Origin of the sequence: uncultured Chitinophaga sp. (assembly GCF_937874145.1) — a bacterium.
Lineage (GTDB): Bacteria > Bacteroidota > Bacteroidia > Chitinophagales > Chitinophagaceae > Chitinophaga.
On record NZ_CALNBI010000266.1, the window covers coordinates 1 to 12,620 of the forward strand.

Annotated in this window: 14 protein-coding genes and 2 pseudogenes; 5 read left to right on the forward strand and 11 right to left on the reverse strand. The window is 56.5% G+C overall.

Annotation, left to right across the window (positions count from 1 at the left end):
- Positions 1-378: pseudogene (locus Q0510_RS13225) on the forward strand (hypothetical protein); the annotation flags it as partial.
- Positions 353-1,084 carry a LytTR family transcriptional regulator DNA-binding domain-containing protein gene (locus Q0510_RS13230; protein ID WP_298712423.1) on the forward strand — a complete coding sequence of 244 codons (732 nt, stop codon included), beginning with the start codon at positions 353-355 and terminating at the stop codon, positions 1,082-1,084. The pseudogene Q0510_RS13225 and the gene Q0510_RS13230, both read left to right, overlap by 26 nt.
- A gap of 29 nt (positions 1,085-1,113) precedes the next feature.
- Here Q0510_RS13230 and Q0510_RS13235 read toward each other — a convergent pair whose 3' ends face one another.
- Genes Q0510_RS13235 through Q0510_RS13245 form a run of 3 tightly spaced genes read right to left on the reverse strand, consistent with a single transcriptional unit; the run spans position 1,114 to position 4,070 of the window.
- Entirely contained in the window at positions 1,114-1,503 is a 390-nt protein-coding gene (locus Q0510_RS13235; RefSeq protein ID WP_298712427.1) for a hypothetical protein, read from the reverse strand.
- A 17-nt stretch (positions 1,504-1,520) separates the two neighbouring features.
- Entirely contained in the window at positions 1,521-3,401 is a 1,881-nt protein-coding gene (locus tag Q0510_RS13240; protein ID WP_298712430.1) for an Nramp family divalent metal transporter, read from the reverse strand.
- A gap of 9 nt (positions 3,402-3,410) precedes the next feature.
- A complete protein-coding gene (locus Q0510_RS13245) occupies positions 3,411-4,070 on the reverse strand; it encodes a metal-dependent transcriptional regulator (RefSeq protein WP_298712433.1) in 660 nt (219 codons plus the stop codon).
- A gap of 110 nt (positions 4,071-4,180) precedes the next feature.
- Between Q0510_RS13245 and Q0510_RS13250 the strand changes: the two genes are divergently transcribed.
- Entirely contained in the window at positions 4,181-5,095 is a 915-nt protein-coding gene (locus Q0510_RS13250) for a hypothetical protein (protein WP_298712436.1), read from the forward strand.
- 7 nt (positions 5,096-5,102) lie between these two features.
- Here Q0510_RS13250 and aat read toward each other — a convergent pair whose 3' ends face one another.
- Entirely contained in the window at positions 5,103-5,750 is a 648-nt protein-coding gene (gene aat, locus Q0510_RS13255) for a leucyl/phenylalanyl-tRNA--protein transferase (protein ID WP_298712439.1), read from the reverse strand.
- Entirely contained in the window at positions 5,751-6,056 is a 306-nt protein-coding gene (locus Q0510_RS13260) for an ATP-dependent Clp protease adaptor ClpS (protein ID WP_298712443.1), read from the reverse strand.
- A 130-nt stretch (positions 6,057-6,186) separates the two neighbouring features.
- Here Q0510_RS13260 and Q0510_RS13265 point away from each other — a divergent pair, with 130 nt between their 5' ends.
- Positions 6,187-8,355: a cation:proton antiporter gene (locus Q0510_RS13265; RefSeq protein ID WP_298712446.1), complete on the forward strand. Its 2,169-nt coding sequence runs from the start codon at positions 6,187-6,189 to the stop codon at positions 8,353-8,355.
- A 3-nt stretch (positions 8,356-8,358) separates the two neighbouring features.
- On the opposite strand, the gene Q0510_RS13270 is transcribed toward Q0510_RS13265, so the two are convergent.
- Both Q0510_RS13270 and Q0510_RS24875 read right to left on the reverse strand, forming a co-directional pair.
- Positions 8,359-9,339 (reverse strand): hypothetical protein, encoded by a 981-nt coding sequence (locus Q0510_RS13270; protein WP_298712449.1) that lies wholly within the window; start codon positions 9,337-9,339, stop codon positions 8,359-8,361.
- Positions 9,340-9,562: 223 nt separating this feature from the next.
- Positions 9,563-9,667 (reverse strand): annotated as a pseudogene (locus tag Q0510_RS24875) (hypothetical protein); the annotation flags it as partial.
- Between Q0510_RS24875 and Q0510_RS13275 the strand changes: the two are divergent.
- Positions 9,617-9,865, forward strand: a complete 249-nt coding sequence (locus Q0510_RS13275; protein WP_298712452.1) for a hypothetical protein — start codon at positions 9,617-9,619, stop codon at positions 9,863-9,865. The pseudogene Q0510_RS24875 and the gene Q0510_RS13275 sit on opposite strands and share 51 nt — an antisense overlap.
- 42 nt (positions 9,866-9,907) lie before the next feature.
- Here Q0510_RS13275 and Q0510_RS13280 read toward each other — a convergent pair whose 3' ends face one another.
- From Q0510_RS13280 to Q0510_RS13295, 4 genes are all read right to left on the reverse strand, one after another.
- Positions 9,908-11,422: a polyamine aminopropyltransferase gene (locus Q0510_RS13280; RefSeq protein ID WP_298712455.1), complete on the reverse strand. Its 1,515-nt coding sequence runs from the start codon at positions 11,420-11,422 to the stop codon at positions 9,908-9,910.
- The gene (locus Q0510_RS13285; RefSeq protein ID WP_298712458.1) at positions 11,415-11,633 is read right to left on the reverse strand and encodes a DUF350 domain-containing protein; all 219 of its coding nucleotides are present in this window, start codon (positions 11,631-11,633) and stop codon (positions 11,415-11,417) included. Before Q0510_RS13285 ends, Q0510_RS13280 begins: the two co-directional genes overlap by 8 nt.
- 11 nt (positions 11,634-11,644) lie before the next feature.
- Complete coding sequence (locus Q0510_RS13290) at positions 11,645-11,842, reverse strand: hypothetical protein (RefSeq protein WP_298712461.1); 198 nt, start codon at positions 11,840-11,842, stop codon at positions 11,645-11,647.
- On the reverse strand, positions 11,835-12,620 hold a 786-nt coding region (locus tag Q0510_RS13295; protein ID WP_298712463.1), incomplete at its 5' end, for a hypothetical protein. The genes Q0510_RS13290 and Q0510_RS13295, both read right to left, overlap by 8 nt.

Below are 12,620 nucleotides of genomic sequence, written 5' to 3' on the forward strand. Positions count from 1 at the left end.
CTGCGCCGCGTCGCCGTTCCGGGTGATCACCGTCTGCCCGACGATCCGGGCGGGATCCTGGTCCCGCCCATGCTCCTGCAGCCCGCCGTGGAAAACGCCATCAAATTCGGATTGTACGATACCACAGACGCGATTTGCATCCGCATCCGCGCCTGGACCGAGCGCAACGTGCTTTACGTTTCCATCACCAACCCGTTCGATACCGAGCTGTCGCCGCCGGCACGCAAAGGCACGGGTTTCGGCCTCAATTCCATCGGCCGCAGGCTGTACCTGCTCTTCGCCCGGCAGGACCTGCTGGAAACGAAAACCGAAGGCAACATATTCACCACACTCATTAAAGTACCGCAACAGCATGATAAAGACCATTCTGATAGATGACGAACCCCTCGCGCGGGAGCTCGTCCGTGAATACCTGCGCGACTTCCCGCAGGTGGAAGTGGTGGCCGAATGCAACGACGGCTTCGAAGGGCTCAAAGCCATCCAGCAACACCAGCCCGATCTCTTGTTTCTCGATATTCAAATGCCGAAAATCAACGGCTTCGAAATGCTGGAGCTGGTCGACAAGTTGCCGCAGGTCATCTTCACCACCGCATTCGAAGAATATGCCCTCCGCGCTTTTGAAGTGAGCGCCGTCGATTATTTATTGAAGCCTTTCTCGAAAGACCGCTTTGCCAAAGCCCTGCAGAAAATGCTGGAGCGCCGCAGCGAAGTGGCGCCCGAACTGCTCGACAACGCCGCCCGCGAAATGCCCTTGCAACATAACAGGGTAGTGGTCAAAATCAACGGCAAGATCAAGATCATCCCCGTACAGGATATCCATTACCTCGAAGGGGCCGATGATTACGTAAAGATCGTTACCGGGGAAGGATCGTTCCTGAAAAATAAAACCATGATGTTTTTTGAGAAGATGCTCGACCCGCAGCAGTTCATCCGTGTGCACCGGTCGTACATCCTCAACATCGCGCAGATCACGCGGATCGATCCCTACGAAAAGGAAAGCTACCTGGCCATCCTGCGCGACGGCAGCAAAGTGGTGGTGAGCAAAACGGGGTATCCCAAACTGAAAGAGGTATTAGGGTTATAACGCTTTTTTATTCATACCAATGTTAGTTTTTACAACGACTGGAACATCCGTTCCAGTTTTTCTTTTTTAAGGATCTTTTGTCCCTGCCGCCCTTTGGCCACGAGCCGCCCGTTGCAGCGCGCTTCGAAAGTGCAGATGATTTCGTGGCCGTTGATGCTGTCCGCGATGGAAGTGAATTCCACGGTGGCTCCTTCCAGGGCCGGACTGAGGTGTTCGATGGAAATCATCGTGCCGATGCCTTCTTCTTCCTCCGTTTTCATATCGAGGACGAACAGCCTGCCGCACCATTCCGCGTCGCGGGCGAGGGCGAAGGTGGCGTAAACGGGATGTACGCTGCCGCTGTCGAATGCGGCGCAGTCTTCGGGGCGTACCAGGCGGCTGAAGCGCCGTTCGTCGCCGGGTTTTACGGGGATGGGCATCTTTGAAATTACGGATTTTATTGCACGACCAGCACGGGGATATGCACTTTGTGGCGGACGTGGTTGACGGTTTCGCCGTACAGCCAGTCCTTGATGCCCGAGTGCCCGTGCCCGCCAAGTACCAGCAGGTCCGCGTTCTCCGCTTTCACGATGCGGGCGATCTCCTTGGCGCGGTGGCGGTAGCCCAGCTGCCCGGTGGCTTTCACGCCGCGTTGCGCGAGCAGGGCGATGTAAGTGTCGAGTTGTTCCTGGTCTTTCTGCGTTTCGAAATCATGCGCATCTTTCCCGAAGTACCGCGCCGAGGCGCTTTCCACGATATGGATGAGTACGTATTCGGTGTGCGGGCTTCCCTGCGCGAGGGCGTTGGTGATCACGCGGGCGTCTTGCTCGGAGAAGTCCAGCGCCATGGCGATGCGGCCGTAGACGGGTTTTTCGAGATCGCCCAGCGAAAGCTTGACCGGGTGCATTTGCGCGGAGCGCATCTTGCGGTAACGGCTCAGCCAGGGATACATCACCGTGATAATGAGCAGCGCCAGGAACCCGAGGATCACCAGGAAGATCAATCCGTCGATCCACCAGGCGTGTTCGCTGGTGACGAACGCTTCCGCTTCATTATACACCATCCTGATATTCAGATATACCAGCACGCTGGAAATAAGCCAGGCCGCGGCTTTCACGATGGGTTTGATGGCGAATACCCCCATCGTCTGCTTATCGCTGACGAAGTGGATGAGCGGGATGATGGCGAACCCGAGTTGCAGGCTCAACAGCACCTGGCTGAATACCAGCAGTTCCCCGATCTTTTCTTCCCCTGCTACCAATATCACGATGAGCGCTGGAATGATGGCGACGAGCCGCGTGATGAGGCGCCGCAGCCAGGGATTGATGCGCAGGCGCAGGTATCCTTCCATGACGATCTGCCCGGCCAGGGTGCCGGTAACGGTGGAGCTTTGTCCGGCCGCGATGAGGGCCACGGCAAAAAGGATCGGTGCGAGCTTGCTGCCCAGCAAGGGTTCCAGCATGCGGTGCGCTTCGTGGAGGTCCGCAATGCCGGTGTGGCCGGCTTTATAAAATACGGTGGCGGCGAGGATGAGGATGGCGGCGTTCACGAAGAAGGCCAGGTTCAGTGCGATGGCGGTGTCGGCGAAGTTGATTTTCAACGCCCGCCGGATGCCGCTTTCCGTTTTGGAAATCTTGCGCGTTTGCACAAGCGCGGAATGCAGGTACAGGTTGTGCGGCATAACGGTGGCGCCGATGATGCCGATGGCGATGTAGAGCGCCGTTTCATCAGGGAGCGCCGGCACAAAGCCTTTCACCACTTCACCCATGGGCGGCTCTGCGATGAGCAGCTGCACGAGGAAGGAGGTGCCCACGACCGCCACGAGGGCAATGATGAACGCTTCCATCTTGCGGATGCCGTAGCGCTGGAGCACCAGCAGCAGGAAAGTATCCAGCACGGTGAGGCTCACGCCCCACATGAGCGGCAGCCCCGTCAATAGTTGTATGCCAATAGCCATACCCAGCACTTCGGCGAGGTCGGTGGCGGCAATGGCGATTTCAGCGAGGATGTATAAAATGAAGTTGACCGGCGCTGGATAGGTTTCGCGGTTGGCCTGCGCGAGGTCGCGCCCACGCACGATGCCCAGGCGGGCGCTGAGGCTTTGCAGCAGCAGGGCCATGATATTGCTCATCAGCAGCACCCAGAGCAATGTATATCCGTACCGGCTGCCGCCCGCGAGGTCGGTGGCCCAGTTCCCGGGGTCCATGTACCCCACGGAAACGAGGTAGGCCGGGCCGAAAAAGGCTAAGATCCTCCGCCATTTGGAACGCTGGGGTTTGGTGGTGTCTATACTCTGGTGAACTTCGCTGAGTGAGGCGCTGGATTCCTGCGTGTGCATGCTGCCGGTTTACAATGATTTTACCATGATGTTCTTCGATACCTGTTCGCTCAGGGTAAAGGCGGGCTGATTGCGTATCTTAACCTCCACGGAGTTGTCGAATTCGTATCTTTCTATAATATCGAGATGGGTGCCAAGATGGATGCCCTTGGCATTGAGGAACTCCAGCAATGCCGACGACTGGTCCGACACGCCGGCCACTTCCAGCCGCCGCGCCGTGGCTTTATCCAGCGAAACGAGGGGCTGGCTCTTCGATATCCTGCCCTGCGCGTCCGGGATGGGGTCGCCATGCGGATCGGAGGTAGGGTCGCCCAGGAAAGCGCTCAGCCGCGAAATCAGTTTCTCGCTCCGCACATGCTCCAGCTCCTCGGCGATCTCATGCACCTCATCCCAGCTGAATCCCAGCTTGTCGACCAGGAAACACTCCCACAAACGGTGGCGGCGAACGATCTGCAAAGCAATTTTCCTTCCTTCCGCCGTAAGGCTGATCCCCTGGTACTTCTCATAATCGATCAGCTTCTTCTCCTTGAGCTTCTTCGCCATGTCCGTCACCGACGCCGGCTTGGTCGCCAGCTCGTAGGCGATGGCGTTGGTGCTCACCACGTCGTTCCCGTCCTGCAGCTTGTAAATGCTCTTAATGTAGTTCTCTTCCGCGACCGTCAAGTTCATATCCTCTAAAATATTATTTAGACAAATCTAAATAAAATATTGGGAAAGTAAAAATAGTGTGAGAAAATTGGAAATATGACTACCTTTTCGCCGAATTACGACAAATCACTATGCGGAGCATTTTAATCCTGTTTTTGACGATCGGCGTACTGGCCGGCTGTAAATCCCGTGAGAAGACGATTAGCGAAGACGATCGCGAGCTGACGTTCGCGGATTATTCCAACAAGTTCCCCACTGCAGAAGGGCTGCGCTGGAACGCGGACTCGCTGAAGCGCAAACGGGCCGACAGCCTGGCATTCAAATCCCGCTACCTCAAACAGTTCCTCCCTGACACCCTGGGCAAAGGCGTTTTCGCCGCCGCTGAAAAGCCGAAATACTGGGCGGTAGGACAGGTAAAAATGACCGAAGACCTCCGCCTTTTCCTCGTGGAAGGCGCGGCCAAATCGGGTGCTGCCGCATGGATGTGTTTTTATGACAAGAACGGCGCCTTCCTGCAAAGGCACCTCGTGGCCCGCTACACGCCCGGCGGCGCGAAAAAGACCGGCTTCTCCGTAGACCGGAAAGGGACGATCCGCATCACCACCGAATCCGGGTCCGCCGTGTCCCGCGAGGACGTATACGCCGCCAACCCGGACGGCAGCCTGGCGCTGGTGCTCACCAATTCCAACGAGCCCTCGGTAACGGGGCTCTTCAATCCCATCGACACGCTTCCCCGCAAACATAAATATTCCGCCAACTACACCGCCGGCGAAGGCAACATCGTTTCCATCCGCGACGGCGAAACGGCGAAAGAATTCCTTTTCTTCATCCACTTCACGCGCGACAAAGGCGCCTGCGTGGGAGAAGTAGACGGTACGGGCCGCTTTACCGGCGCCAACACCGGCCAGTGGCGCGACAAGCAATCGGGCTGCATCATCGACTTCAAATTCAGCAGCAGCAAGGTAACGATCACCGAGACCGGCTGCGGGGCCTACCGCGGCATCAAATGCGCGTTCGAAGGCTCTTTTACCAAAAAGCGCAAGTAATTTTTATTTAATCCAGGTTTCGCTGTACCGTGTCGAGGAAAGAGACGCGGCTGATGAACCGTGCGCCCAGGGAGGCAAGGTGAGGGGTATGCACCTGGCAGTCGATAATGGCGAGCTGCCCGGCGTGCTGTTGCACAAAGGTGATGAACGCGGCTTTGGAAGCGTTGCTGACGGCGGCGAACATGCTTTCGCCGAAAAAGCAGCGGCCGATCTTTACGCCGTATAACCCGCCGACCAGTTCTTTTCCCTCCCAGCATTCCACGCTGAGGGCGAAGCCTTGCCGGTGGAGTGCGGAGTAGGCGCGGAGCATGTCGCGGGTGATCCAGGTGCCGTCCTGCCCTTCGCGGGGCGCGGTGCGGCAGCGGTCGATCACCGTTTCGAAGCATTCGTTGTAGCTGATGCGGAAGTTCCCTTTTTTCAGGACCTGCTTCATGCTGTGGGATACTTTGAGCGCTTCCGGGAAGAGGACGAACCGGGGATCGGGGCTCCACCAGAGGATGGGTTTGCGGTTGTACCAGGGGAAGATGCCCGAACGGTAAGCCAGCAGGAGGCGTTCGGGACTGAGGTCTCCGCCGATGGCAAGCAGTCCGTCGGGTTCGGCCAGTGAAACCGGTGGAAAGTACAGCTCGTTATCGGGAAGATGGAAAAGGGGCATTTATGATGCTACGGTTTCTTCGATGGTGGCGCTGATGCCGCGGTCGAGCAGGGCCTCGCACATGGGCTTCAGGTCGGTGAGCGAACCTTTTTTTACTGCATATTTGCCGTTGAAGTGGATGATGAGCGCGCATTGTTCGGCCTGCACTTCGGTGTGGCCGCAGACTTCTATGAGGGATTGGATCACCCAGTCGAAGGTGTTTACTTCATCGTTCCAAACTATCAGGCTGAAAGGGAATTGTTCCGCCGTTTCTACCAGCACATCCTCCGCTTCCTGAACGGATACGCCTGTTCCCGTGTAATGCATTTTAGGTCGAATATTTCTGCAAAGTTACATTTTTTTGCGATGGCCGGTGTGTTTGCGCAAATGGTTGTAAATTAACGGCAATGAAACCGGGCTTGCGCGGTTCCATTCACCACCGGAAAGTAAATAGTACATGATGAAAGGATTGGTTTTACTCTTGAATATCAGTTTGCCGCTGAAAGATCCCGTGCCGATTTTTAGCCTGGTTTTGTTTATTATTTTATTGGCCCCCATCATCCTCCGAAAGTTCCGGATCCCCAGTATCATCGGCCTTATCCTGGCCGGCATGGCGATCGGGGATCACGGCTTCAGGATCATCGAGCAGGGGAGTATCAAGCTGTTCGGAAACGCCGGGCTGTTGTACATTATGTTCCTTGCCGGGCTGGAACTGGATATGACGGAATTCCGGAAGAGCCGGCACCGCAGCGCTGTTTTCGGCGCCTTCACGTTTTTCATACCGTTGGCGCTGGGGTACGTTTTATGTACCTACGTGCTACATTTCAACCTCATGGCCACACTGCTGATCTCCAGCATGTTCGCCACGCATACGCTCGTAGCCTACCCGCTCGCCAGCCGCCTCGGCATCAACAAGAACGAAGCGGTAACGGTAGCCGTGGGCGGTACCATCATCACCGATACGGCGGTACTGCTGATCCTGGCCATCATCACCGGCGCGCAAACGGGGCACCTGGATACCGCTTTCTGGCTGCGGCTGGGCATCTCCCTGACGATATTCGCCGTGGTGGTGATGTATGGCTTCCCGATGGTGGGGAGGTGGTTTTTCAAGAAGATCAAAGACGATAAGACTTCGCACTTCATATTTGTGCTGGCGCTCGTTTTCCTGGCGGCCTTCCTGGCCGAGCTGGCCGGGGTGGAAGGGATCATCGGGGCCTTCCTGGCCGGGCTGGCGCTCAACCAGCTCATCCCGCATACCTCGCCGCTGATGAACCGCGTGGAGTTCGTGGGGAACGCCATCTTCATTCCCTTTTTCCTCATCTCGGTGGGCATGATCGTGGATCTGAAAGTATTGCTGAAAGGCCCCGAGGCCCTCATTATCGCGGGTTCCTTAACGGCCATGGCGCTCCTCAGCAAGTGGCTGGCCGCTTTCTTCACGCAACTGGTATTCGGTTATACCCCCACCCAGCGCAACGTCATCTTCGGCCTCAGCAGCGCGCATGCCGCCGCCACGATCGCCGTGGTGCTGATCGGTTATAACATGGGCATCATCAACGAAAATGTGCTCAACGGAACGGTGGTGCTCATCCTCGTGACCTGCATGGTCAGCTCTTTCGTAACGGAGAATGCCGGCCGCCGCCTCGCGATCGTAGAGGCCGACCGAAAGCCCGAATTCAGCGGCGGACCGGAGCGCTTCCTCATTCCCATCGCACAGCCCGAACGCATGGAACCCCTGCTGGATTTTGCGCTGATGGTAAAACAACCCGGCAACCCCGCGCCCGTGTACCCGCTGGTAGTGGTGCAAGACGATGAGGAAGCGCGTGAAAAGATCCACCTCAGCAATAAGACCATGGAAAAGGCCGTCATCCATGCCGCCGCGTCGGAAAGCAATCTGCAGGTAGTGACGCGCGTAGATCTTAACGTGACCGACGGCATCTCCCGCGCGGTTAAGGAACTGCTCATCTCCGACGTGATCCTTGCCTGGAGCGAAAAGAACAGCGCCACCGACCGGATATTCGGTACCATCTTCGGCAGCACCACCGACAACGTGTTGCAAAGCGTCTGGGAGAACGTCTACATCTGCGATTTCCATTCCCCCCTCAATACCACCAAAAACCTCGCGCTCATCCTGCCGCGCAATGCGGAGTACGAACTGGGGTTTGCGCATTACATGGAAAAGATCGTGCTGCTGGCCAAGCAGGCCGGCGCACGCATCGTGGCGTATTGCGGCAAAGGCACGCAATCTGCCGTTGAGAAATTCTTGTCCGAAGCCAAAGCCAGCGTGGAGATCAGTTTCAAATCCCTCGAAAACCCGGAAGATTTTCTGGTGATCGCCCGCAGCGTAACGGCCGACGATCTCATCGTGGTGGTGTCCGCGCGACGGGGAACACTTTCTTTCCAGCCCTATCTCGAAGGCATTCCCGCGAAAATGATCCGCCATTTCCGGGACAACAACATCATCCTCATCTACCCCGAACAACGCACCGCGGAGAACAGCGAGCCCGGCATGCAGGACGAAGACATCTCACTCATGCCCATCCAGGAGCAGCTGCGCAACTTCCAGAAACTGAAGCGCGCCGTGCAGAAGATTTTCAGAAAAGAAAACGGGAAACAGGAAGGGGAGTAGCGGCTATTCCATACATGCCATCGCCGCGCTTTCACCGTGATAGAACGCCTCCTCGAAAATGGAAATCCCGCTGAGGTCGGAATGCGCGAAATGAATGCGGGAAGGTGTTTCCGCGACAGGCGCCGTCATAAAACCGGGTATCGGCCTCACCATACCATGGCCCCATATCCAGCAATCCACCGCCGTCACCGACCGTGCGATACCCGGATGGGCTTTCTCCAGCTGTCCCATACAAAGCTCCACCCAGTCGCGGTGCTGCAGTTGCAGCGCTTTATGCCGGCTATCGGCCGGTTCCAGCTGGTCGAGCGGCCAGTATAAGGTAATTACGTGCGAACCGGGTGGCTGCTGGCTGAGCGTTTGGTGCTGGGCGTAAATATACCCCAGGCTTTGCTGGCCATAGATAACGTTATCCCAGCACACCGGCAGGTTTTTATCTACAGGGAGGTCGCGAAGGTGAATATTGGCTACCAGCCAGGGTGCGTAGGTAAACTGTTGGCCCGGTGTTTCGCCGAGGATGCGCCGCCCGATGAACTGCGGCATGGCCAGGATGCAATGGTCTGCCTCGATGCGCACGGCTTCGTGCGTTTGGTGAAGATAGCAGTCGGCCAACACTTTATCTCCCGCTTGTTGAATGCGATAGGCGATCGTTGCGGTCATGGTTTTATCCTCGCTATGGCGGGCCAGCAGGCTTGCCAGCTTGCCATTGCCTTCCGGCCAGGTGAGCACGGCGCTGGCGTCCGTATTGGCGGCTTTCCCCCGCCTTGCGGCAAAATAATGGATGCCGGCCCAGGCCGATACGGTGTTGATTCCCGCACCGTAGTCGTCGCGGCAGCAGTAATCTACATACCAGCGGAGCGGCTCGCTGCGAAACCCTTCGCGGCGGAGCCAGGCTTCCATCGTCAGGTTGTCGAGCTGGAGGAACTGCGGGTCTTTGGAACTGAGGGCCACAGGGATGTCGAAGGCGTAACTGCTGCATGCGCGCAAGGAACCGTTTAGTTTCGGTTTGTTCATGCTGAGAGAGGCCGGCCTGCGGAATGATGCCTTCGTGCCAGCGGCCTTTGTGGAAAAGGCGTTCGGCAGGTTCGTAAACCAGTGAAAGCTCGTCGTATACAGGCAACCCGTTTTCAAATCCTTTCAGCAATCCTGCTTCCTGCAAAAAATCCAGCAATGCGGTATTCCCGGGATTGGGAAGCGGCAGGTAGTGCGCGCCGAAGGGATATTTCGTTACATCATTCCCGCCCGATAAGGAATTGCCGCCGGTATGCGGTTCGAGTTCCGCCAACAGGAAATCGGTGATGCCGGAGAGGCGCAGCTTCCTCGCGGCGCTGAGTCCGGCGATGCCTCCGCCGGCGATGAAAACCCCGGTGCGGATGGTTTTCGACGGTGTGACGGACAGCCCATCGCGCAACCGGTGCCCCGCCGCCACGGAGGCCCCTGGGATGCTGCCGCCGATATGATCGTAGGCGCCGGGCGTACGGCATCCGGTGGCATAAGCGCCGCCAGCCAGTAATGCGATGTACTGCAGGAATTCTTTTCGCGTAAGCATTTTATACTATTGCCAGCCCGCCCACTCTTTTTCGAACAGGTGGACCAGCGCCTGGTTATTGAGTTTGTTCACAGGAAGGTCGTGTGCCTGCATGTCGGGCGGGAAATGCCGCATCTGTGCGAAAGACTCGCGGGAGAAGGATTTCAATCCTCCCGGCAACACATTCCCTTTGTCGGCCGGCGCAACCGGAGATGCCATGATATAGCCCCATTCTCCAAAGGATGGTACGTAGCAATGGTACGGCAACGTCTGAAAACCGGTATGGCGCAAAGTTTGGTCGATACACCAGAATGACTTCGGAGCTACGAACGGCGACGTGCATTGGATAACGACTACGCTTTCATCCGTCAATACCCTTTGCAGCAAATGGTAAAAGGTGTTGGTATACAGCTTGCCCACTGAATATCCTGAAGGGTCCGGGAAGTCGATAATGACAACGTCGTACGGTTGGCGGGGATCGCGCAGCCATTGAAACGCATCCGTATTCACTACCCCCAGCCGCGGACTGTGAAGGCTGGAATCGTTCATGTTGGCAAGCATGGCATTGCCGGTGAAAAGCTCCGTCACTGCCGGATCGAGGTCTACCAGGGTGATGCTGTCTATGTGCGGATAACGCAGCACTTCCCGGGCCGCCAGCCCGTCGCCGCCGCCGAGAATGAGCACGCGCCGGGGATCGGGGTGGTGCATCATCGCCGGGTGGACGAGCGCTTCATGATAACGGTATTCGTCGCGGGAACTGAATTGCAGGTTGCCGTTAAGGTAAAGACGGATATCTTCCTTGTACCTCGTGAGTACCACGCGCTGGTATGATGACGATTTCGAGTAAATGATCTGTTCGTTGAAAGCAGCCGCCTCCGCGAAATCCATCATCCTGTCGGAGAATATGAAACCTGCCACCAGCAGCGCCGTCACCACGATCGCCTTAACGGTCAGGTAGCCCGCCCAGGCTACCTCCTTCCTGAAACGGAACAACACGATCAGCGCCACGGCGGTGTTGAGGATGCCGAAGAAGAAGGAAGTCTTCATCAGTCCCAGTTGCGGTACCAGCACCAGCGGGAAAATGATCGAAGCGAGCAGGGCGCCGATGTAGTCGAACGTAAACACCTGTGATACCATATCCTGGAATTCCATCCGGTTTTTGAGGATGTTCATCAGCAGCGGGATTTCCAACCCTACCAGAATCCCCGTCAGCCCCACCAGCAAATACAGCACTATCCTGAATGATGCCACATGGTCGAACAGCAGGAACAGCAGGCATGCACTGATGCCGCCTATCAGCCCTACCAATATCTCCAGCTGGATAAACCAGCTGAGGAGGTTTTTGGTGAAGAAGCGGGAAAAGAATGCGCCGATGCCCATCGAGAAAAGATACGCCCCGATGATGGTGGAAAACTGGGTAACGGAGTCTCCCAACAGGTAACTGGCGAGGGTGCCGGCCACCAGCTCATAAATCAGCCCGCAGGTCGCGATCACGAATACGGATAGGAGCAGCAGCAGGTGCATCGACCGTTGACTACCCATGGATGGCTGAACTGATGATAAGCCCGATGGCAATGATGTAGGCGGCGAAAACGATCGCGATCGCCATGTTCTTGTTCACCACCAGTTCCTTCCAGGTGTTTTCGGGTGTGATCTTTTCGATGATCCAAAAGGATACGATAAGGATAACCACCCCGATAAACGAATACACGACAGAGGCGATGATGTACTTCAGTTGTAAGATGTCTGACATATCTATTTTTTTTACTTGTGATAAAATCTGGAGCCACCATGCGTACGCCCGCCGGCTTGCTGCGGCCCGTCGGGCTTCCAGTCTTCAGTGGCTTTGCAGTTGCAATATCGGATCCCGCTGCTGGCGCCGTAATAATAAATACCGTACAGTATGGCGGCAATGAGGACCGGCGCGAGGTAGGTTTTGAAATCGAATTTTGGCTTATTCATCTGTTTGAGGATAAGGTGAATACTTACTGCCGTACCAGCGGTTTTTTTCAAACCGGTCTTCCCAGTACAGCAGCCCGATAGCGCTGATGGCCATGATTCCCATCGCCCAGAGGGCGTTCCACCAGGTAGGTATGTCATGGTAACCGTATATTTCCAGCCAATCGGCCCCGGCCGATATGTCTTTGTATGGCGTAATGACGAGGTGGTAACGGCCTGGACTTACTGAACAAAGCGTTTCCGAGCTGCCGGTACTGCCCTCGCTCCAGCTTTCGCCGCCATCTACGCCATGGTAATATTCCACGCCCACCGCGAAGCTCTTTTCCTCGCCGGTATTTTCGTTGACAAGGTCTATGGCCGCTTCCACCCAGGAATTATCCACGCTGCCGCGGCTCCGGATTTCCAGGATCGCAGGGTCGCCGGTGATTTCGAAGGAGGGTGTGGTAATGGGTTTGCCGGCCGAGTTGTTATCAATGGACACATGGCGCGAGAATACTTCCTGTTTTCGCGCCTTGTCGTTCAGCAGGGTTTGCGTTCCCCATACCAACAGTCCAAATGCAAACGCGACGTACACCATTGCGCGGGGCTTGAACCATTTGGAAAAGGGCTGCGCCGATCCCACGCCGGAACGTTCGGGTATTTCATCCGCGGGCTGGAACGCTTTACGGATTTCGCGGGGAGAAACATACTGCGCCAGGGAAAATTCCGTGCCCTCGACGCCGGTTTCTTTGGTCAGCACATACGGCGGACTAATATATTCGATACAGTCGATCCCTTGGCT